Genomic DNA, 21,589 nt, shown 5'->3' on the forward strand with positions numbered 1-21,589 from the left:
TATCATGAGCGACAGCATTCAACGCACCCGTGTCGGTGATTTCCCGATTTCGCAAACGGTCACTGTGCCGGCTTCCGCCAGTCTGGTCTTTGTCAGTGGCACCTTGCCGGACCTGGCTGACCCGAACGCACCGGCCGGCACGCCGGCGGCCTATGGCAATACCGAAGTGCAGACGGTGTCGGTGTTCAACAAGCTGCGCAAGATCCTTCGTGAGCAAGACCTGGACCTGGGCGATATCGTGCAGTTGCGGGTCTTCCTGGTGGGCGCTGAAGAAACCGCCGGCAAGCTCGACTTCACTGGCTTGCAGCGTGGTTATACGCAATTCTTTGGCACGCCCGAGCAGCCGAACAAACCGGCGCGTACCGCGTTGCAAGTGGTGGCGTTGCCATTGCCGGGGGCGTTGGTCGAAGTCGAAGCCATCGCTGCCCGCACCACGTGATCTTGGCGTGAGCCGCTGGGGGGTGGCAAGCCCGCTCGTTACCCCATAAACATCATGGGGTGGCAGGAGGCTGGGCATCCTTGCCGGGCAGTGGCCAGATGTGTTCGCGGTCTGTTTCCCCGAGCCACACCATGCCGTGCATAAAGGTATCGCGCTCCTGGGGTGTGGTGAGGGGGAAACTGGCGTAGTGCGTGTGCGCCATGACCCGCAGTTCTTCGGCCCATGCCTGCTTTTCCTGCTCACTGTCGAGGTTGCAGCCCTCAAGGACATCAGCCGGCATGAAGGTGCTCAGCTCCATGGGCAGCGCATCACGGGTGCCCAGGCGTGCGTTGAGGGTGGACGTGCAGATTTCTACGGTCAGCCCGGTGATCCCCTTGGCCAGGAGCTTTTTCAGCGGCTTGATCTTGTGGTTGGCGGCGAAGTTCGTCGACTTGAGCAGGGTGTTGTAGTGCGGCTTGAAGTGGTTGATCAGCGCGGCCTCCGCCAGCGTGACCACCTCATCGCGGTTCAAACGCACATTGCGCAGACGTTCGAAATGCGCCGTTTCGTCCTGATCGCTGGCAATCGGTTCGGCATTCAGGTCACCGCCATTGCTGATCATCGTCCGGCCGTGCTCAAACCGATAGAGCAAAATTGAAACCTCCAGCTCCGGGCTGTTGGTCGAGGTTTCAGCGAGGATGCGTTGCAGGGTGGTGTGGTTCAACAGCCGGTCCACCGCCGTGCGTGTGTGCACCTTGCCGATGCCCTGGCCGACATACAGCACGTTCATGTCCCGATGGTCCGCCTCCAGGGCGCTCATCGCGTTCGCCACCACGATATGCGCGGCAGTGGTCATTTGCCGTGAGGTCGACAGAATGATCAGGTGCGTACCGTTCGGCGCCACGAGAACCTGTTCGATCTCATCCTGATCATCCGGCCCGATCCGCGGGATGTCGTATCGGAAGGGCACGGATTGCACGCCTTGCTCGTCCATCACGATAAAACTGCCATAGGCTGCTCGACCGAGCAGTTGCAGGTTGTGAGGGTTGATCAGCACCCGCCGCCGGGCGGTGATCAGGTAGATATTGCTGCCGGCAATCGCTGCCCGAAAATGCGCGTCGTCCTTGGCGCGGTAGAGGTCGGCGGGCGTCAGTACCGAGGGTGGGCTTGAGTAAAGGTGGGTGGCGCCTTCGGCAGAAAACTGGCGAATGATCGAGTCCATATGGGTCATTTTTTCTTCCTTGCGGGGCTGTGCTCAGTGGCAGCGTCGCGCAGCAGTTTGCCAAAGTTGCGACGTCATGGGCACTGACTGATTGGATAGGTCGTCAGCGTTTGCTCCTGGGCGTGTGCCGATGAATGTGTTGAGGGCTTACCGCCCTTTCCAGCGGCCCTGTTTGTTCAGGGTGAGGATGATGCCTTCGCGCTTTTGGCGGATTTCTACCATCTTGTGGCGCAGTTCGCGGCAGCGGTGGCTGTTGAGGATCAGTAGGCCGATCAGAGGGCTAAGCAGAGACATGGCGTATAGAAAAAACGGGGGGCGGTACGCTATCGCGGGCAGCGATATCAGTAAGCAGGTGACGTAGATGCCGACACTGACCCATACCAAGTGGATTCGACCATAGGTGATCTGAGCCTTGGAAAAGAACAGGACAAGGCTTGTTGCAACGCTGCCGAAAAAAAAGAGTCTGACTGCACGTTCTTCCGGCAGGCTCGAGAGAAATGTCACCAACAATAGGAGGGCAGTCATCGCAATCGTAAAACAGCCGGCAAGTAGATCGGCTCCAATTACTAGTGCATAGCGTCTCCTGAACTCCCGTGGATTTTCAAAGTAGCAGTAGGCGTAGGCGTGCTCCTCGGACGTCAGTGCTTTCCATGTTTGATCCTTTGCGGATTTGCCAAGGTCTTTTACCGTTTTGCGCTTGCTCACGGAGTGACTTCCTCGTAGAGACCAATAGCCCATGTCTTTATTTTTTCTGGCATCGAGCTGCTGGCGAAACCCAGGGTTGCAGCCACGGCATCTCTTATGTGATTGGCGGTGGAAAGTTGCATTTCTGTCGCACTTAATCCGCAAGCGAAACTGGTGGTGCGCAAGGCGGGAGGCGCGAGCCCGGTGGAGTATCTGGTGATTACCCTGAAGGAAGTCATGGTGGTGTCCTACAGTACCAGCGCTGAAAACGGCGCCGATGTCCTGCAAGACAGTGTTGCCCTGAACTTCGCCACCGTCGACGTCAGTTACCAGCCGCAGAAAGCCGACGGAGGCAAGGACGGCGGGCCGGTAAAGTTTGGCTGGAATATCCGCCAGAACGTGAAGGCCTGAGGCCTCATCGACCGGTGTCGAGAAGGCGGGCGTATCGGCTGCACCTTAGCCTGAACGGCGCGCCCGCATTGAGCGCCCTGTACGTCAGGTGGAGGGTGCAGATGTCCGCGCCCTCAAGGCGTACACACCAGTGCCTGACGCTCATAGTTCAACGCTTTGTTCTGCGGCGGTAACGCATAGGTTGCGTTGCATTGCTGCTCGCCCCACTTGATGATCAACGTGCCCTGATCCTGTTCCACCAATGCCAGCGCATTCCCGTTCGGATCCGCAATCGCCAGTTGCTTGCCATTGGCGTCCTCCAGCGAAGCCCCGAACGACAGCGGTTTATGCTGTGCATCGTACAACTCAAACAACACCCGGCGTCCGGTACTGCCACTGTAGCGCGCCACCACGACGGCGCCACGGCGCGGTACCAGTTGCTGGGTGGCATTGGTGATTTCCACATCGCCGCCCAGGTCGCGGGTGTCCAGGCTGATCCAGTTGACCCGATAAGGTTGGGCCGTGGGGATTACCGCATAGCCGTTGTAGCCGGTTTCGACGCCGCTGTAGCTGCTGATCTTCGCCCCGGCGATGCCCGGCACCTCGGCCAGTGCGAAGGTCTCACTGACGGTTTGTCCCAGGTTGATGCCGCCCGCATGGGCCACCACGGAACCCGCAAGGTTGAGGTTCTGCGCGTTGTAGCCCTGGCCCTGGCTGTAGCCGACGCTGACATCCGCCACCGAGGTGCGGCTGTTGATATTCACCGAACCGGAGTCACCGCTGGTGTCGCTGTGGCCCGCCTGCACCGAATAGAACGTGTCGCTGGTATCGGCGACGTAGCCGTTGAGACCCGCCTGCGTCGTGGTGTCGCCATGCTGATGGCTGGTGGTGACAAACGCTCGGGGGGCGCGGGCCTGGCTGCCCAGCGGGAACGAGACGGACAAGTTCACCTGCGTGTCGCTGCTGGGCTCGCCCAAGGTGACGATTTGCTTGGTGCGCGTCACGCCAACGTTGTAGCTCATGTCGCCCCAGTTGCCGGTGTAGCCGGCGGATAAACTCTGCGACCCGCCGCGGTTCCAGTAACGCTGGTCGCTGGCATTCACATACAGGCTGCCGAGCGCATTGTTGCGTCCCAGGCTCTGGTTGATGGTCAGGTCGGTCCGGGTTTTCGAATGCCCGGTCCGCACGCGCACGTCTTCGCTCATGTCTTCCACATGGTCGGTGAGCGTGCGGTAACCCTCGGTGGAGTAGCGGTAGGCGGCCAGGGTGAAGTTGGTGTCGGTGCCGGCAAAGGTCTTGGCGTACAACGCACGCACGCTGCTGCCCTGGGTGGTTTGCCCGCGGGCTTTGCTGGACGAGTGGGTGGTATCCAGGGAAAAAGCGCCGAACGCGGTGTTCTTGCCGGCGCCGATCGACAGCGCGCTGTAGTCGTCACTGGCTTGCAGGCCGACGATACCGCTGAGGTTGCTGGTCAAGCCGTACGCCAGGGTGCTGCTGATGAACGTCGGGCTCGCCAGGCCATCGGCGTTGCTTTTGAAGGTACCCGCCGAGACGCTGTATTTGATCTGGCCTTCACGCACCATGATCGGCAAGCTGGAAAATGCCTGCATCGTCACACGCCGGCTGCCGTCGGCTTCGATCACGGTGATTTGCAAGTCGCCGTTGGAGCCGCTGGGGTAAATGTCGTTGATCTCGAACGGGCCGGGCGCAACGTTGGCGGTGTAGAGGATGTAGTCGTTCTGGCGAATCTCTACGGTCGCGTTGGTCTGCGCCACACCACGGATCACCGGTGCATAGCCGCGTTCGCTGTCGGCCCGCATGCCGTCATCGGAGGCGAGTTTCAGGCCGCGATAACGCACGCTGTCGAACAAGTCGGTGTCGGAGAAGATCTCACCGGCGCTGAACTGGCCCTTGATCGCGGTCACGTCATGCTGCACGTAGGTGCGGTTGCTGGTGAAGGTGTTCGAACGCCCGGTGCCGTTGCTCATGTTCGATTCGTTGCGCAAGCGCCAGGCACCCAGGTTGATGCCGTTGCGCAAGCCGAGGTTATTGGCGATGCGGGTTTTATAGTCACCGGCCGTGCGGCTGCTGTTGAGCTGGTAGTTGATGAAGGCGGCGGGAACGCCGTCGTCCCACAACTGCGGGTCTACATAACCGCGCAGGCCGCGCTGCATGGCCACTTGCGGAATGCTGGCGAGCAGGCGCAGGCGGCTGCTGTCGTAGCGCACGCTGGCGTCTTCAATCAACTCGGCGAGGGCGTAGCAGGCTTGTGGCTGCTGCGGGTCGAGTTTGCCTTCGGCCTGCAAACGGGTCATGTCGATACCCAACTGCTTGAGCAGGTCGAGGGTGAGGCAGGCCTCGACGCGAGCGTTTTTCGGGTTGCGCTTGAAGTCGATATCGCGCCGGCCCACCAGTACTTCGTTGCTGTACAGATCAACCCGGTAATTACCCGGCAGTACGCTGTTGGCCGAGAGCAATTGCTGCAAGTCGACCGGCGACTGCGAGCCTTGCAGGAAGGTGGTGTTGAAGGTTTCCGCAGCCTCATCGGCCATGGCCCACACGGGCAAACTGGCGGCGATCGCGAGCGACAGCGTCTTCAACTTCAGTGCGCCCCGTGCGGGCCTGTTGCTGGAAAGAAAAGACATGCGAAGACCTGTGACATCCCTGATTGGCGAACAGCCGGGCACGCAAACACGCACGCGAAGTGAGCCTGTGGGTTAGAGAAAAGGCTTAGGGTTTGAGGCGCGCTTCAGTAGCGTGCGAGGCAACGCCTGACACAGCGGCGGTGTAGTGGTTCTGCGCGCCATAGTCATTGATGCTGGAAAACGACAACTGCACTGCGCCGCTGGCGATTGGCGCACTGAGCGGGAACTGTTTTTCCTCGCCGGGCGCAATCATGGTGGAGTCGCTGGCCAGTTGCGCCTGCACTTTGATGTCCGCCATGGACACGTGGTACAGCGTCGGGTTTTTCACCTGCAACAGCGTCTGGCTGCCGTGTTTGGCCAGCGTCCATTCGAGCTGTGCAGGTGCTTGCAGCGCGCTGCCGGTGAGGCCGGCAGGGCGGTAAAAAATCTTGATGCGTTGGCGGATCGCCAACTGCAAGGTGTTCTCGGTTTCGCTGGCCTTGGGGATTTCCTGCACGTTGAGCCACACCACCGACTCACGGTCCGTGGGCATGCCTTTGCCTTCGTACAGAATACGCAGCAGTTGTTGTTCCTTGGCGAATACCCGCGCCAGTGGCGGGGTGACGGCAAACGGCGCACGGCTGCCGCTGGCGTCGTTCATGTCGACCCAGGATTGAATCAACACATCCTGGTTACCGTTGCGCACGGTGATGTTGGCTTCCTTGTGGTCGCCATCGAATACGATACGGGTGGCATTCAGTGAAATGCTGGCGGCGGCCTGGGTAGCCATAAGCATGCCCAGCAGCCCCAGGCATGCGGCGATAGAACGAGGCAGCATGAGGGTTATCCGGTGTAGTCAAGAAAAATGGCGAGGCCGCAGGGCCTCGCACGTTCGGTGCGCGGGGCGCCGAGTTATTCGTATTGCAGGATGAACGGCAGGGTTGCGTCACCGCGACCGGCCGTGGAGGCGTTGGTTGCAGCGGTAGTGACGTAGGCGGCTGCGAAGCTCAGGGTGGCGTCGCCGCCTGCAGTGCCGGCGCCGTGCATGGTGCTTTCAATGCGCGCGGTGCTTGGCGAGCTGAGGTCGATCAGGCCGCCTTTGCTGTCGAGCAGGGCGATACCGACGTTTTGTGCAGTCGCCGAACCTGGGTTCAGGGCCAGTACTTTTTTGCCGGTGACCAGGCCCGAACCGCCGTTGTTGGCGTCGAAGATCATCGCGACTTTGGTGCCCTGGTTGCAGTTGACGTTCAGGTTGAAGTCTTTGGCGGTGACGCGACCGGCAGTTGGGTTTTCCGCGGTGCCCATGTCTTTGATCGACACGTTGCCCATGTCCACCGAAATGGTACGGTCGGAGTTCGCGCCGTCAACCGAGCACGCGTCGTTGTTGATCACGCCGGTGAAGGTGATTTTACCGCTGCCGCCCAGGGTTGGCGTCGGTGCAGGATCAGCGGCAAAAGCGCTGCCGGAAGCGGCGATAATGGCCGAGGCGATAACAGCCAGGGAAAACTTCTTCATGGTGATGTCCGTTAGTGTTAGTTGGAAAATGCTGTTGTTGAACTGCGAGGAAAGAGTAAGCGGCGAGGCGGCGGGCGCGAATAAGACGATTCTTATAAGCGTGGAGGCGGGCAGGTTAGTTACGCTTTTGAAGGGGCGGGAAGCCAGCAAATAAAGGGCGAAGCCATTATCCAGGAATGGCTTGCAAGTAAGTGGTTAGTTGAAAATGTTACGCGCCAGGCAATACGCAAGAAGGTCCTGGTCGCTGCTCACTTCAAGTTTGCGCATGGCCGATATTTTTTGTGCGCTGATGGTTTTGGAACTTCGGTTCTGGCTGCGCGCAATATCACTCACGCTCATGCCGGAAATAAATAAGCGCAGGATCTCGAACTCTTTGGGCGACAAGCTGGTGAAGCGCTCGTCGATCGCCGTCAGGGTCTCGATCACTGACGTCTTGGGCGGTTCCAGGCTGCGATAGGCGCTCTGCTGTGCAATCGCCTTGAGCGCCAATTGAATCTCGGTGTGCAACTGGCTTTTCTGAATGATGCCGACCACGCCCAGCTCCTGCAGGCGCGTGAGTATCAGGTGGTTGGAAATCATCGTCAGGATCAGGATCTGTACCTGTGGGAAATGCCGTTTGAGGTATTCCACCAGCTTCAGGCCATCGCCGTACGGCGAGTCGCCCGGCATGTTGTAATCGGTGATCACAATGTCGGCGCCCTGGCGCTGCAACAGCTCGATCAGGCCGGCCGAGCACACGGCTTCGCCGACCACTTGAAAGCGCGTGTCGCGCTCCACCAGTTCGCGAACGCCAAGCAACACGATCGGGTGATCGTCCGCGATTACCACGTTGAATTTTTTCATAAAGGGCCGTCCGTAGTGCCAGTTCAAGTAAGTGAAGTGTGCCCGGGCTGGAGAGACTCCAGAACGGCCGACAGACGCTGCATCACAGTCTTCACCTTGAGCTCAAGCGGGGTGTCGAGGCTGCCGCGGTTAAGCGCGCTTTCCAATTCGATGCAGGCCTGGGCCAGGCTCAGCGCCTGCACTGCGCCGAGGGCACCGGCGGTCGAATGCAGCAACTGGCCGAGGCCGTGGGCATCACGCTGCGCCAGCGCCACGCCGATGCGCTGCAAGTCATGCTGCACGCTACTGATGAACAGCGGGCGCATCTTGTCCGACAGCTGCACGCTGTCGTCGAATACCGCCGCGACAGGCGCGAGCGGCGGCTTGACCTTGCACAGCTTGACCAACTGGCCGCGCAGGGTTTGCAGGCTCAAGGGTTTGACGATCCAGGCGTTCATGCCCACTGCCAGGCAACGCACGCCTTCCTCGCGCATCGCATTGGCGGTCACGCCGATAATCGGCAATTGCGGGTCATGCTCGCGCAAGGTCCTGGCCAGTTCATAGCCGTTCATCAGCGGCATATTCACGTCGGTCAGCACCAGGTCGAAGGCCTGCGGTTGCCACAGTTGCAGCGCCTGTTCGCCGTTGGCGGCCAGGCTCACCGAGCAACCGAGCGCTTCCAGCTGTTCCTTGATGATCGCCTGGTTGACCGGGTTGTCCTCGGCCACCAGGATGCGCAGCCCCAACTGCCCGGCGCTTTGTGGTCGCGCTGCCGCAGGTTGCTCATGCTTGCCGTGCTGCGCCAGTGAGACGGTGGCGGCGATGCTGCGTATGTCGTGCATATCCACCACCCAGCCTTGCGCCGTATGCAGCGGCGGGCTGTGTGCACCCGGCAGGCAGAGCACACGTTGACCGGCCCAGGGTTTGGCGGACTCGTTGGGCAACAGGTCCACCAGCACCGCCTGGCGGCTGTCCTTTTCGGGGCTGGTCGCCGCCAGGGCGGCCGCAATGCCCAGGCGGTTGAGCCAGTCACTCATCGACTGCGCCAATTCGCGCACCGGTGCCTGTACATACACCGGCGTCGCGCTGGGTTCGATCTGCGGCAGGTTGGTCAGCGTGCCGCAACACCGTGGCAGGCGCATTTTCAGGGTAAAGCTGCTGCCCAGGCCGGGCTCGCTGACCACGCGGATTTCTCCGTCCATCATCTGCGCCAACCAGCGGCAAATCGGCAGGCCCAGCCCGGCGCCGCCTTCGCTCGCGGTGTCCGGCGCCTGGTAAAAAAGATCGAACAGCTTGGCTTGCTGCGCCTCGGGAATGCCGACGCCGGAGTCGGTGACTTGCCATTCCAGCTCAACGTTGTCGGCATCCAGCGCCATGACCCTGACGCGGATCACCACGCGTCCGACATCGGTGAACTTGATGGCGTTGCTCACCAGGTTATTGAGGATCTGGCGGATGCGCATCGGGTCACCCATCACGCAGTCCGGCAACTGCGCGTCGATGCAACTGTACAGTTGCAAACCCTTGCGCTGGGCGGAGGCCGTGTAAGTGTGGAGAGTGTCTTCGAGCAGGTCCAGCGGGCAGAAATCCACGGCTTCTATCGCCATTTGCCCGGACTCGATTTTCGACACGTCCAGCACATCGCTGATCAGCTGAAACAGCGTGCCCGACGAACGCTGGATGGTGTGCAGGTAGGTTTTCTGGTGCGCGTCCAGGTCCGTGAGGCCGAGCAATTCCAGGGTGCCAAGCACGCCATACAGCGGTGTGCGGATTTCATGGCTCATGGTCGCCAGGAACAGCGTCTTGGCCTTGTTGGCCGCATCAGCGGCGTGGCGCGCTTCTTCCAACGCCTGGGCGTCTTCGATATGCAGAGTGATGTCGTTGAACGCATACAGGCGCACGTTCTCGGCCTGATAGCGGGTCGACACAAAGCCGATTTGCAGGTGCCGGCCTTCGATTTCCAGGTGCGTCTCGCCACTCTCGGCGCTGTCGTGGGTACCGGCCATGGCCGCCACCAGGCGTGCGCTGCCCGGCCACTGTTGCGCGCGCTGGTTTTCGATCAGCACTTTGCCGTCACTGCGCCGCACCACGCACAGGCCGGTGGGCGCGGTGTCGATGATCACGCGGCTGAACGCGACACTTTCGGCTATGTGTTCGTGGGCCAGGCGCGCTGGGGTGATGACCTGGCGCCGGTACCAGCGGCTGCCGGCCCAGCCCAGGGCAATCAGGCTGCCGAAGAGCAGGGCCAGGGTACTCAGCGGCCACAACGCGGAGTGGAAGAAGTGCGAGTAGTTCAGGCCATACACCGCGCTCCACGGTTGCTGACCCGCTTGGGTTATCTTGAATTCGAAGCCATTGGCGGTGATGTGCATGCCATCGCTGAGTGGCGCTTCGGTTTCTGGCCCGATCAACCGCGTGCCGTCGGGGGCAATCAGGGTGAAGCGATCAAACGCCGAGTGGTCGAGGGCGCGCTGCACATCGTCGGCCAGGGCCAGGTCGAGCAAGGTGCCGATCACCACCTGGCCCTGGCCATCCAGAGGCAGGCCGATGTACGCCAGCAAGTGTTCGGACTCGGGACCGGCCTGCCAATACACGCGATCCTGCTCCAGCGGTTGCGGCGTTTGCTCCAGGGTGTTTTGCACGGCGTTGACCACCGCCACCAGGTTGCCGGTTTCCTCGGTGCTTTCCCGACGCTGGTAGCCCACGGAGGGAACGGTGATGGTGTAGTTCGCCTGGCGGTTGAGCAAAAAGGTTTGCGGCGCCTCGTACGGTGACGAGGACCAGAAGGCGCTGTAGTAGCTGGTCAGGTGCGCGCCCAGGGCAAAAATCTGCGGCCTGGCGGCGGCGCTGACTTGCTGCTCATCGAACTTGGCGCTGAATGGCACTGAAAACGAATACTTCTGGCCTTCATAGAGCGTACGGCGGTTGTCGACCATGCGGCTTTTCAGGCTGACCTGAACGTTGGTGGCACGCAGCAGTTCGGCCTGGATGCCTGGATGCGTCAGGCTCCTGAGGTACGACTCTTGCTCCTGCAGGTTTTCCATCAGCCGCGCGAAGTGAAAAAGCGTTGCGCCGTAACGGGTTTCGATCCCTCGTTGCAGTGACCAGTAATTGGTGAGGACCAACAGCAACGCGATCCCGATCAGCACCATCAGGCCTTTGTTCAGGCGCAACGAGCTGCGGGTAAAGGCTTCGAGGATCGCGTTGTTGTGCTTCATCAGAGGTTTCCGCAGGCGCAGGATAAATCGGCACTGGATGGAGCTTACTCCTTACTATGGAACAGATAATCCATGGCCACCAGCTAGTGAGATGTCGCGGGGCCATCATTGTTCAGTAATTGCTGAAATTGGTCCGAAGAGACCGCATGGGAAATCAGGAAACCCTGTACTTGATTGCAGTCGATTTTGCGCAGCAGGGCTAATTGCTGAGGGGTCTCGACGCCTTCGGCGACCACGGTGAGCCCGAGTTTGCGGCCCAGCGCGATGATGCTCGCCAACGCCTGGGCAATGCCTTCGTTGTCGTGACTGCCCTGGACCAGCGCCTGGTCGATCTTGAGTTCGGTAAACGGCGTCGACACCAGGTTCAGGTACGAGCTGTAGCCTTTGCCAAAATCATCCTGGGACAGGCCGAAGCCCTTGATGCGCAGACGGCAGGCACCGGCATAGAAATTACTGATGTCCTGCGGCACCGAGCACTCCATCAATTCGAAACAGATCATCCCCGGGATGCCATCGTGGTGCAGCACGAACTCCAATAAACGGTCAGCCAGGTCGTGACTGTTGAGCAGGTGAGTGGGCAAGTTGATGGAGACCGGAATTTCATAGCCGCGCTGGCGCCAATGCTCTTGAGCGTGGATGGCTTGTTTAAGCACCAGCCACAACAGCCGTTCCTCCAGTTCAAATGCCTTGATCGCCGGCAGGAATGCGGCAGGCAGCATCACGCCTTGCTCCGGGTGCATCCAGCGCACCAGGGCTTCAGCAGCGACAATACGGCCGTTGGCCAAGGATTTTTTCGGTTGGAACCAAGCCTGGAACTGGCCGCTGCTCATGGCCTGAACCAGCGTGTGACGGTCGATGTCCATGTGTTCGGGTAATTCGGGGGAGGGCTTGCGTACCTTGTTCCTGAGCTGTTCCACCAGGCTGCGCAAGGCATCGGCGGCAACCGGTTTGGAGATCAGCCCGATCACTTCCACGTCGAGGTTTTTCGCCACCAGGCTGGCCGCCATCAACATGCGCCGCGACGCCGCACTCATGATCGCCAGTGCCGGTTTGCAGCGCAGGCTGGCCAGGCACTGAATAAACTGCACGCCGTCCATGCCGGGCATCAGCAGGTCGGTCAGAACCAGATCGAAGTCGCGCTGGCGCAGTCGCTCCAGCGCTTCTTTGCCGTCCTCGGCGGTCTCGAGCATGAAATCCCCCAACTCACTGAGCAAGTGCTGCAGGTAGATGTGCTGCAGGGGATGGTCCTCAACAATCAAAATACTAAGGGGCTTCATGAGTGTTCCGTGCATAAGGCGCCAGGGAGTTGAATAGAGCCCGCAACGCAAAGGGTTTGACCAGACAGTGGTTCATGCCGGCGGCCAGGCACAGGTCGGCCTCGCCGCGCATGGCGTTGGCGGTGGCCCCGATAATCGGCAACGGTGAGCCCAGGCGGCGCAGTTCGCGCGCCAGTTCATAGCCGTTGACGTGGGGCATGTTCACATCGGTCAACACCACGTCGAAGTTGCCGGCGGTGTACAGCTGCAACGCTTCCTGACCATCGGCCGCCAGCTCCACGGTGCAGCCGAGTTCTTCGAGTTGGTCACGCAATATCAACTGGTTGATGATGTTGTCTTCGGCCACCAGCAGGTGCAGGTTGAGTTTGTTCAGGTCGCGCTGGCGCGTTTGTTCACCGGCACGCGCCACCCACAGCCCTTGTGCCTGGCTCACGGCCTGGTGAATCGCACCCAGATGGTTGAGGTTGACGTGCCAGGCGCCGGCTTCGGCTTCCACGGCGGTAGAGGCGTTGCTGCTCACGTGTATCACCGGCCCCGGCCACTCCGGCACCAGCAACGGGTCGACGCTGCCGGGATGCACTTGCAGCAGCAGGTGGTTGTCCGGCAGCGTCGGCAGACCGGTCTGGGCCCGCGCGCCCCAGCGGCGCAACCAGCCGCTGACGGAGTTCGCCAACTCCGGGATCGGCGAGGCCACGTAGATAGTCTCGGCCAGCAACGCGGGCATCGGCGTGGTGGGCGCTTCCTCCAGCGGCAGGATCAGGCTGAAGCTGCTGCCCAGGCCGAGTTCGCTGACCATACGGATATTGCCGTTCATCAATTCCGTCAGGCGCTGGCAGATCGGCAGGCCCAGGCCGGTGCCGGCGACCACGTTGGTGTTGCCTTCACTCTGGTAAAACGGTTCGAAAATCATCGCCTGGTCTTCCTGGGCGATGCCTTTGCCGGTGTCCGAAACCTGCCACAGCAGGCTGGAGCGTTCGCCATCGCGGCCCAGCACTTTGACCCGCAGCACTACGCGCCCGTAGTCGGTGAATTTCACCGCGTTGTTGAGCAGGTTGTTGAGAATCTGGCGGATACGTGTCACGTCGCCGATCAGCCGTTCCGGCAACTTCGGGTCGAAGCAGGCATACAGTTGCAGGCCCTTGCCTTGGGCGGCTGCGGCATAGCCCTGGATAATTTCGTGGACCAGGTCCAGCGGTGAGAATTCGCTCAACTCCAGGGCCAGTTGCCCGGCCTCGATCTTCGACACATCCAGCACATCGCAGATCAATTGCAGCAGGGTCGACGACGAGCCCTCGATGGCGTGCAGGTAGTCTTTCTGTTGGCTGTCGAGTTGGGTACGTGCCAGCAGTTCCAGGGTGCCCAACACGCCATACAGCGGCGTGCGGATTTCATGGCTCATGGTTGCCAGGAACAACGTCTTTGCGGCGTTGGCGGCATCTGCCGAATGCCGCGCCTCTTCAAGCGCCGCCTCGACCTGCTTGCGCGCGCTGATGTCGCTGAACGCGCAAAACAGCACGTCCTCGCCTTTATAGCGGGTCGGTGCGCTGCTCAGGTACAGGTGGCGGCCGTCGATGGTTTCAAAGTAGTCACTGCGTTCGGACGGGCCGTTGGCAAAGGCTTGCTCGATCCAGCCGGCGCGCAATGCTTCGCGCTCCGGGCCGTTGCCCAACCACTGCTGGGCCAGGGTGTTTTCCAGCACCACCTGGCCGTCGGTGCGGCGCAGCACACAGAGCGCGACGGGCGCGGTCTGGATCACATCACGGCCGAATGCTTCGCTTTCGATCAGTGCCTGGATGCGATGGATCGAGGGAATAATGAAACGCTGGTCGACCCGGCGCATCACCAACCAGATCAGCATCAGGCTGAACAGGCAGAACAGCAGCGAACCGAGCAGCTGTTTCCATAAGCCGGTGACCACTGCGCGCAGGTCGATGGAGTACATCAGTTGCCACTCCGAAGACTTCAAGTGCTTGCGGATCACCAGGTGGTCGGGCAAGAGGCCGCTGCCGACAAAACCGAAGAAGCTCTCTTCGTCGGGTTTCAGGTGTTGCCGGCTCAGTTTCGTATCAGGGCTGTTGGTGAAGACCAGCATGCCTTGGGAGTTGAGCATCATGAACGCCCCGGCGCTCTGGTCGCTGAGAGTCAAGGACACCTCACGGCTCTCCATTTCCAGGCCGAGCCAGCCGGAATTGGCATCACGGTCGTCCAGGCGAATGAAGATGTACAGGTGCGAGTGGTGTTCGGTGTTGTCGCTCAGCCATAGCTCGTTGAGCGTGGCCGGGTCGCTGTGTTGCAGGGCCTTGAGGCGGTTGAGCATGCACTTGGAAATCGGCAATACCTGTGCAGTCGCGTCGTACAGCCGCGTCACCTGCGGGCTGGGGTCGGGGCTCACATAGAGCAGGTTCAGTTGCTTGGCCTTGAGGTAGTCACGCATGCGTGCGGTCAGCCAGATGCTCCATTGGTTGCCGGGTGAATTACCCAGCTCCAGGTGTTGTTCTTCCGGCGAGGACGGGTAAAGCCGCGACTGCTTGCGCACCGCCGACAGGCTCAGGCTTTCGAGCAGGGCCTGGCGGTTGGTGAAAAAGGTATGGGCTTCGGCGATGGCGCTGCTCATGTAGCCGCGGCGCTGGGAAATGTCGTTATTGAAGGTCGAGAGCAGAAAGGTATAGACCCCGCTCAGGATGCCGACGAGCAGCACGGTCGCAAAAATACGAAGCAGCCTTCTGGCTGCTTCGGGTCGGGAGAGGACGGGGTTGATCTGGAGCAGATAACTTTTCAATCGCATCGGCAGACTTTAAGCGCGGGCCGTTGCGCCTGGCATAAGACGATCCTTAAAAATCATCTACTTGTAGTACATATCCACCACCACGGCGGCGTCGAACGCGCCGGGTTTTGGCAGGGTGCGCCATTTCAGGTCGGCGCGGAATTCATCGTGGCTCTGGCCCAGCCCCATCAGTTGCTGCAGGGTGAACCAATCGTTGAACGGCAATGGCTGGTCGCTTTCGGCGCGGGACAAGGAGATGCCCACCGAATTGTTGTTGTCCGGCACCAGCAACCCGTTGATCACGCTGCCGCCTCCCGAGGTGCTGGCGAAGCGGGCGCTGACGGTGTAGGGCGTGTCGCAGCCCTTGCGCAGGTTCAGACTGAAGTTCGCGCTGCTGGCGACTTCACCGATTGAAGCCTTGCGCGACGGTGTGGGGAATTTCACCACGTTAGGGGTGATGGTCAGTTCGGGGGTGCAAGGCACGAAGCGGATGCCGTTCATGCCGGTGACCACGTAGTTGAAGTTGCTGTTGGGCCTTGAGTTGAGCCCGCGCACGCCGTCCAGTTGGAAGACGCGGTACGAGGTCAATGTACTGGCTTGGCCACTCGGTGGCGTGGGGTCGTACTTCTCGATGAAGACACTGAAGTTGAGGGTAAAGCGCGCCTTGTCCCAACCGATGCAGTTGGAGGTGCAGCCCCGGTCGGAAAAGAACCCGGTGCCGACCTTGCCAGTGCTTTGGGTAATCGGCTGGTTGTTGTAGCGGATACCCACGCGAATGCCCGTGCCGATGCTCACGCCGGCCGGGTTGACGTAGAAATACACCTCTTCGCGGCCGACGTTGTAGTCGTCCTTGCAGATCACATTGGTCGAGCGTGGGCCCGACTCCCAGATAATGCTGCCGTTGGGGGCGTCGGCGGCGACGGCCAGCGCGGTGCCCAACGCTTCCTGGGTGATGATCGAGCCGGTGCCGTCCTCACGGCACGCCAGCGCATGGCTGGTGGCGGGCAGGGCCGCGCAGACCCACAGCAGTATTGGTAAGCAGCGTTTGGTCAGTGACATAGGTGTAAATACCCCGCGATCTATCACTTGAGCGCCGCGCTATGGCGGGCCTGCAAGCCGATATCGGTGATTTCGGTGAAATGGAGGGTGGTGCCCTTGGGCAAGGCGCTCGGTGCCGTCAGGGTTTTGCTCTCATGAGGTTTGAGCAGCAGGTAATCGCTGAGCGTCACGCTGTCGGTCTGTACGTTCACCAGCGACAGGTGAAACGCGCTGGGGTTGCGGACCGTGAGGGTGTGCCCGTCAGTGCTGCTCCAGACCAACTGCTGCACCGCCTCGGCCGAGCCGCCCTTGAGCGCGGGCGGCCGATAGAACAGCTTGAGCCGTTGGCGTATCGCAAACTGCACGCTGTCAGGGTCTTCCGGCTTGAGCGGAATCTCCATGATGTTGAGCCAGAACAGCGATTCGCGGTCAGTGGGCAAGCCTTCGCCGGCATACAGGATGCGCAGTGGGTGATGCTCCCCCGCGCCCAGTTGCACCAGCGGCTCGGTGGCGGCAAACGGCACCGCGCCGCCGCTTGAGTCGTCATCGCCGGTGATCCAGGTTTGCACCACCACCTCGCGCGATGCCTGGTTGATCACGTTGATGCTGGCGGCCTTGTCCTGGCCGAAATAGATCAAGCGCGTGCCTTCGATTTTCAGTGCCGCGCTGGCGGGCGGCGGCGCGAGAACCAGCAGCCCGCAGGCGATCAGCACCATTCTGAGTAAAAACATGAGCACAGACGAATTCCATGGCAGCGTGAGAGGACGCAGGCCATGGTAGGGGCGAGGTGATGCGAGGGCTTTCAGGCGATTCTTAAAAGTGGACCGGTGCGCCCGGTGACCGTTTCAGAATCGCCTTAAAGTCAGGTTTCCCGCTGACGGTTACCGTGTTCAGCGTTGAATGATCGACGCTGATGCCCAACTGTCAGGTTTACCCTATGTCCAATAAAGCGTTACGCCTTCTGATTGCTGATGCAGACTTGTTGCAACGGATCAAGATCGAGAAAATGCTCAACCAGCTGGGCTATCACCGTATCGCCCCCTTGAGTTCGTTCGAGGAGTTGCAGGCGTTGACGCGCTCAGGTTGTGTGGCGTTCGACTTGTTGATCATCAACACAGCGCTGGTGCGATCCAGGCACGTCAACCTGTTGAAGTATTGCCATGACAACCCGCTGATTCGCCACACGCTGATCTATGACGGGCAATGCGCGCAGAGTTCGGTGGTGTCGGTATCGGTGAGCCAGACGCTGCACCTCTCGCTGTCGCAGTCGCCGGACTTCAACTCACTGCGCCGTTGCATGGAAATTGTCGACCCCGACCATAGCCTGCCGGCCGTTGAGCGTCCGGTACTGCGCGCCGTCGACAGCCGTACCCAGCCACCCTCGGTGGGCCCGCGCGCGATCCCTTTGGGCGACCCGGCGGTGGTGGCGTGCGCCGTCGGGTTATCGCCCAAGCGGTAAGCGGGTGTCAGTCACGCCAGATGGGCAGGCAATTGCTGCCCAGCGTCCAATGCGCTTGGCCGGGTGTGAGGCACACGCCTCCGACCCAGCGCGAATGGCCGGCGTGGTCGAGCCAATACGCATCCCCGTCCAGCACCTGCGCCCCCAGCGGCGTCAATCGCAGCTCGCGGCGTGGCCATTCGCGCTCGGTTCCGGTTTCGATCAGCAAGGGATTCGGCCCGTCGATCAACGGCCGCAGCAGTGCATGAAACATCATGTCGCCCAGGAATGGCAGCGGCTCGCGCTTGGCCATCAGTTCGGCAAACACTCTGCCGAAGGGCACCGGTCCAACTTCGGCGATGTACCCTAACGACAGGCGCTCGGTGAGCGACAGGCCGTCCACAAAACCTGGCAGTTCCTGCAACTGGCGCAGTAGCGCTGGCGCGAGGAACGGCAGCGATGCGTGCGGACTATGAGCCAGTTCCGCGAGCTTGACCGGTGAGCTGTCGCAGTACGCCGACCAGGCCTGTTGGGCCAACTGCACTGCCGCGTCATTGATCACGCGTCGCTGCGGCCATAGCCACGCCAGCACATCGGGTGCCAACTGGCCAATGCCGATAAAGCGCTCGACGCCGGGAATACGGTCAACTTCAATCAACTCCAGCCTGGGCGGTGCCTGCTCAAGACCGGCCAGTGCGCGGATCAGAAACAGCTGGTCGTAGGCATCCGCCTCGCACCACAGCACGCTGTGGTTGGCGCTGGCCAAGGCGTCCAGTTGGTTATATTCATCGTCGACACGGCGCGCTGCATCCATGTAGTCCAGCGCAAACGTCTGGCTGATAAAGGCACTGCGCAAGGCGCGGAAATCTTCGCTGGGCAGGTCGCGAACCGGCCCCATGCACAACGGGTCGGTGAGCATCCGGAACTGCCCTTTGAACCCCGCCAGTTGCAGGCTGTGGGCTATGTCACTGCCACAGCGCCAGTGGGTGGTGCGGGCTTCATCGCAGGCCTCGAACATGGGGTGGCGGGCGGCGAAATCGAGGGCGTCGACATGGGCCTTGAGTTTGGGCCAGCTGCTGAAACCGAGCTGTCTGGCAACCTGCCATTGGGCCTGCGACAGGGTGGCGCCGGGGTCCTGGCTTTTCAGCTGTGCCAATAGCTCCTTGGCGCGCTTGCGCTGCTGCGCAAGGTTAATACGGCCGTCATGGGGCGAGGATACGGGGCGTGGCGACATACGATCTCCTTGTACAAACCTTTTCCGCTTTAAGGTTGGGAGTCGTAGTAATGAGGTGGTGCTTGAGTGTCTTGGGCGCAGCCCTTTCCGCGGAAGGTGGCGTAGAGAGCGCCAGGCGGGAAATATAGGCAGGATTGCTGTTCAGTGCAATTCAAAACTGTGGGAGCGGGCTTGCCCGCGATTGCGCAGTCTCAGTCACCAGATTCGCTAACTGATCCACCGCTATCGCGGGCAAGCCCGCTCCCACATTGGGATTTGCGTGACCGTTTACTTATCTTTTCTGGCATCCATGGTCTTTTGATGTTCCGCCAGGAACGGTTGCTCCGCCGGATCAAAGCGATCAATCCCGGCGGTAAACCGATGCCAGTACGGGTACAGCGGCTGTCGGCGCGTTACGGCCTCGATACGCGAAGATTGCGCCTCGGTGAGTTTCAGCTCAGTGGCCGCCAGGTTGTCGCGCAGGTGCGCTTCGGTGCGGGCGCCGACGATCAGCGAAGTGATCCCCGGGCGGTCCTTGAGCCAGGCCAGGCAGGTACGCGCCACTGACACGCCATGCTCATCACCCACGGCGGCAAGGGTCTCGATGATATCCAGCGCACGCTCCGGGTCATGCACATAGGGTTCCGGCCAGCCGCTGCCCTGGCGGGTGTTGGCCGGCGGCTTGTGCCCGCGCCGGGTCGAGCCGGTCAGCAGGCCTTCGCCCATCGGGCCCCACACCAGGGTGCCGATGGACTGGTCCAGCGCCATCGGCAGCAATTCGTACTCGGCTTCGCGAGATTCGGGGGTGTAGTAAATCTGCTGAGTGATGGGTTTGAGCATGCCGTGCAGCTCGGCTTTGCCCAGGGTTTTCATCATCTGCCAGGCGGTGAAGTTGCTGGTGCCGAAGTAGCGAATTTTCCCGGAGCCCACTAACAGGCGCAGGGCTTCGAGGGTTTCCTCGATGGGCGTCACGCCGTCCCAGTTATGCAGCTGGTAGAGGTCGATATGATCGGTGCCCAGCCGCTTCAAGCTGGCTTCGCAGGCGCGGATCAGGTGGAAGCGCGATGAGCCGGAGTTGTTCGGGTTTTTGTCCACGGGGCTGCGGCCCTTGGTGGCCAGCAGGATGTCGTGACGTTTGTCACCCAAGGCTTTACCGACGACTTCCTCAGCCAACCCGTGGGAATACAGGTCGGCGGTGTCGACCATATTCACCCCGGCGTCAAACGCGATGTCGAACATGCGCTTGGCCTGGGGCACGTCCACCGCGCCGCATTTTGCAAATTCGGCGCGCCCCCCAAATGGCACGGTGCCGAGGATGATTTCGGATACCAGCAGGCCCGAATGGCCCAGTTGACGGTATTGCATGTCGCCTCCTGTTTTACGTTGCACGTGAACCTGTGAACGACAGGGGTGGCGATAGTTTGAATTTTTTCATGAAAACTTCCTGCGCGTGCCTCACCATGGCACCCAACACGGTTTAAGAGGAACCCCGCGTTCATGAGCGCACTGATAGAAACCCGCGGCCTTACGCGCAGGGACGAGCGCCGCCAGGTGGCGTTGCTGCAACCCACGGACTTCTGCTTGAACCGCGCCGACCGCGTGTCCATCACCGGCTCCTCGGGCTCCGGTAAAAGCGTGTTCCTGCGGGCGCTGGCATTGCTGGATGCGCCCACCAGCGGGCAGATCCTCTGGAACGGCCAGCCCATCACCGACGCGCAGATTCCCCACTATCGCAGCCACATCAGCTACCTCTCACAACGCCCCGCGCTGATCGAGGGCACGGTCGAAGACAACCTGCGTTTCCCCTTCAGCCTCAAGACGCTGCGCACGCGCAGTTTTGATCTGCCAGCGGTCACCACGCTGCTGGGGCACGCCGGTAAAACGCCGGACTTCCTGGGCAAAAACGCCGCTGACCTGTCAGGCGGTGAGTCCCAGGTCGTCTCACTGATTCGAACCCTGCAACTGAACCCTGAAGTGCTGTTGCTGGACGAACCGACCGCGGCCCTCGACCCGACATCCTCGCGTGATGTCGAAGCGCTGATCACCGCCTGGTATGCCGCCGATAATGCCCGCGCCTATGTCTGGGTGTCCCATGACCTTGACCAGGCCCAACGCATGAGCGCCCTCCACCTGCACATGACTGCCGGTGCGCTGAGTGGAGCGGCCCAGCCATGAACTATCAAAACCTCACCGCGCTGGACATGGGCATCGCCGCCTCGCTGATCCTGATCAACGGCGCGCTGTCATTGCTGCTGCGCCTGGGTCTCGGTCGCCAATTGCTCTGGGCGGCGGTGCGTACGGTGGTGCAATTGTTGGCCATCGGTTACCTGCTGGGGTGGGTATTCGAGTTCGCGTACTGGTATGTGGTGCTGCCGTTGATGTGTGCGATGACCTTGATTGCCGGGTTGTCGGCGGCGGGGCGTGGGCGCAGGACCTATCGCGGGCAGCGGGTCGACAGCATCCTGTCGGTGTGGGGCAGTTCCTGGTTGGTGACGGCGGTGGGTTTGTTTGCGGTGATCCGCATCCACCCGTGGTACGAGCCGCAGTATGCGATCCCGATTTTGGGAATGATCCTCGGCAATACACTGACCGGTGTGTCCCTGGGGATAGAACGCATGACTCAGGAACTGACCTCGGGGCGCAACACCATCGAGATGATCCTGGCCCTGGGCGGTTCGCGTTGGGAAGCGGCGCAGGAAGCCATCCGCCAGGCGGTGCGCGCCGGGATGATCCCGACACTGAACCAGATGACCGTGGTGGGCATCGTCAGCCTGCCGGGCATGATGACTGGCCAGGTGCTGGCCGGGGAGAGCCCGGTGGACGCGGTGCGCTACCAGATCGTCATCATGTTTTTGATCGCCGCGTCGTCGGCGCTGGGCACGGTCGGTGCGGTACTGCTCACCTACCGGCGGCTGTTCTCCAGGAGCCACCGGTTTTTGCGCGACCGATTGGAAGAGCGCTGACCG

At 61.1% G+C, this 21,589-nt stretch carries 17 protein-coding genes and 1 pseudogene; 5 read left to right on the forward strand and 13 right to left on the reverse strand.

The window, feature by feature from the left end; all coding sequences use genetic code 11:
• The first annotated feature begins 4 nt into the window (after nt 1-4).
• Nucleotides 5-439 (forward strand): RidA family protein, encoded by a 435-nt coding sequence (locus JFT85_RS26195; protein WP_073637863.1) that lies wholly within the window; start codon nt 5-7, stop codon nt 437-439.
• Nucleotides 440-491: 52 nt separating this feature from the next.
• Here the strand turns inward: JFT85_RS26195 and JFT85_RS26200 are convergent, their stop codons facing one another.
• Both JFT85_RS26200 and JFT85_RS26205 read right to left on the reverse strand, forming a co-directional pair.
• Nucleotides 492-1,649: a hypothetical protein gene (locus JFT85_RS26200; RefSeq protein ID WP_201230690.1), complete on the reverse strand. Its 1,158-nt coding sequence runs from the start codon at nt 1,647-1,649 to the stop codon at nt 492-494.
• A gap of 138 nt (nt 1,650-1,787) precedes the next feature.
• Nucleotides 1,788-2,345, reverse strand: coding sequence for a hypothetical protein (locus JFT85_RS26205; protein ID WP_201230691.1), 558 nt, complete (start codon nt 2,343-2,345; stop codon nt 1,788-1,790).
• Nucleotides 2,346-2,483: 138 nt separating this feature from the next.
• On the opposite strand from JFT85_RS26205, the pseudogene JFT85_RS26210 reads away from it, so the two are divergent.
• Nucleotides 2,484-2,735, forward strand: a pseudogene (locus tag JFT85_RS26210) (Hcp family type VI secretion system effector); the annotation flags it as partial.
• 113 nt (nt 2,736-2,848) lie between these two features.
• Here the strand turns inward: JFT85_RS26210 and JFT85_RS26215 are convergent.
• From JFT85_RS26215 to JFT85_RS26255, 9 genes are all read right to left on the reverse strand, one after another.
• Nucleotides 2,849-5,359, reverse strand: coding sequence for a fimbria/pilus outer membrane usher protein (locus JFT85_RS26215; RefSeq protein ID WP_053257036.1), 2,511 nt, complete (start codon nt 5,357-5,359; stop codon nt 2,849-2,851).
• A gap of 85 nt (nt 5,360-5,444) precedes the next feature.
• Nucleotides 5,445-6,176, reverse strand: coding sequence for a fimbrial biogenesis chaperone (locus tag JFT85_RS26220; RefSeq protein ID WP_053257035.1), 732 nt, complete (start codon nt 6,174-6,176; stop codon nt 5,445-5,447).
• Nucleotides 6,177-6,250: 74 nt separating this feature from the next.
• Nucleotides 6,251-6,853 carry a fimbrial protein gene (locus JFT85_RS26225; protein ID WP_053257034.1) on the reverse strand — a complete coding sequence of 201 codons (603 nt, stop codon included), beginning with the start codon at nt 6,851-6,853 and terminating at the stop codon, nt 6,251-6,253.
• Nucleotides 6,854-7,048: 195 nt separating this feature from the next.
• Nucleotides 7,049-7,696 carry a response regulator gene (locus JFT85_RS26230; protein WP_053257033.1) on the reverse strand — a complete coding sequence of 216 codons (648 nt, stop codon included), beginning with the start codon at nt 7,694-7,696 and terminating at the stop codon, nt 7,049-7,051.
• Nucleotides 7,697-7,719: 23 nt separating this feature from the next.
• A complete protein-coding gene (locus JFT85_RS26235; protein WP_073637858.1) occupies nt 7,720-10,893 on the reverse strand; it encodes a hybrid sensor histidine kinase/response regulator in 3,174 nt (1,057 codons plus the stop codon).
• Nucleotides 10,894-10,976: 83 nt separating this feature from the next.
• Nucleotides 10,977-12,170: an EAL domain-containing response regulator gene (locus tag JFT85_RS26240; RefSeq protein ID WP_053257031.1), complete on the reverse strand. Its 1,194-nt coding sequence runs from the start codon at nt 12,168-12,170 to the stop codon at nt 10,977-10,979.
• On the reverse strand, nt 12,157-14,955 hold the full coding sequence (locus tag JFT85_RS26245) for an ATP-binding protein (RefSeq protein WP_073637857.1): 2,799 nt from the start codon (nt 14,953-14,955) through the stop codon (nt 12,157-12,159). The genes JFT85_RS26240 and JFT85_RS26245 overlap by 14 nt, the downstream gene beginning before the upstream one ends.
• A gap of 57 nt (nt 14,956-15,012) precedes the next feature.
• On the reverse strand, nt 15,013-15,993 hold the full coding sequence (locus tag JFT85_RS26250; RefSeq protein WP_053257029.1) for a fimbrial protein: 981 nt from the start codon (nt 15,991-15,993) through the stop codon (nt 15,013-15,015).
• Between the two features lie 23 nt (nt 15,994-16,016).
• On the reverse strand, nt 16,017-16,703 hold the full coding sequence (locus tag JFT85_RS26255; protein WP_242486557.1) for a fimbrial biogenesis chaperone: 687 nt from the start codon (nt 16,701-16,703) through the stop codon (nt 16,017-16,019).
• Nucleotides 16,704-16,909: 206 nt separating this feature from the next.
• On the opposite strand from JFT85_RS26255, the gene JFT85_RS26260 reads away from it, so the two are divergent.
• Nucleotides 16,910-17,431, forward strand: a complete 522-nt coding sequence (locus tag JFT85_RS26260; protein ID WP_069551287.1) for a chemotaxis protein CheY — start codon at nt 16,910-16,912, stop codon at nt 17,429-17,431.
• Nucleotides 17,432-17,438: 7 nt separating this feature from the next.
• On the opposite strand, the gene JFT85_RS26265 is transcribed toward JFT85_RS26260, so the two are convergent.
• Nucleotides 17,439-18,644 carry a DUF1835 domain-containing protein gene (locus tag JFT85_RS26265; RefSeq protein ID WP_201230693.1) on the reverse strand — a complete coding sequence of 402 codons (1,206 nt, stop codon included), beginning with the start codon at nt 18,642-18,644 and terminating at the stop codon, nt 17,439-17,441.
• Nucleotides 18,645-18,911: 267 nt separating this feature from the next.
• Nucleotides 18,912-19,988 (reverse strand): aldo/keto reductase, encoded by a 1,077-nt coding sequence (locus JFT85_RS26270; protein ID WP_201230695.1) that lies wholly within the window; start codon nt 19,986-19,988, stop codon nt 18,912-18,914.
• A gap of 132 nt (nt 19,989-20,120) precedes the next feature.
• Here JFT85_RS26270 and JFT85_RS26275 point away from each other — a divergent pair, with 132 nt between their 5' ends.
• Together JFT85_RS26275 and JFT85_RS26280 are read left to right on the forward strand one after the other, a co-directional pair.
• Nucleotides 20,121-20,798 carry an ABC transporter ATP-binding protein gene (locus JFT85_RS26275; protein WP_187601342.1) on the forward strand — a complete coding sequence of 226 codons (678 nt, stop codon included), beginning with the start codon at nt 20,121-20,123 and terminating at the stop codon, nt 20,796-20,798.
• A complete protein-coding gene (locus JFT85_RS26280; RefSeq protein WP_053257023.1) occupies nt 20,795-21,586 on the forward strand; it encodes an ABC transporter permease in 792 nt (263 codons plus the stop codon). Before JFT85_RS26275 ends, JFT85_RS26280 begins: the two co-directional genes overlap by 4 nt.
• Nucleotides 21,587-21,589 lie beyond the last annotated feature (3 nt).

Source organism: Pseudomonas sp. TH04 (genome assembly GCF_016651355.1).
Classification (GTDB): domain Bacteria; phylum Pseudomonadota; class Gammaproteobacteria; order Pseudomonadales; family Pseudomonadaceae; genus Aquipseudomonas; species Aquipseudomonas fluorescens.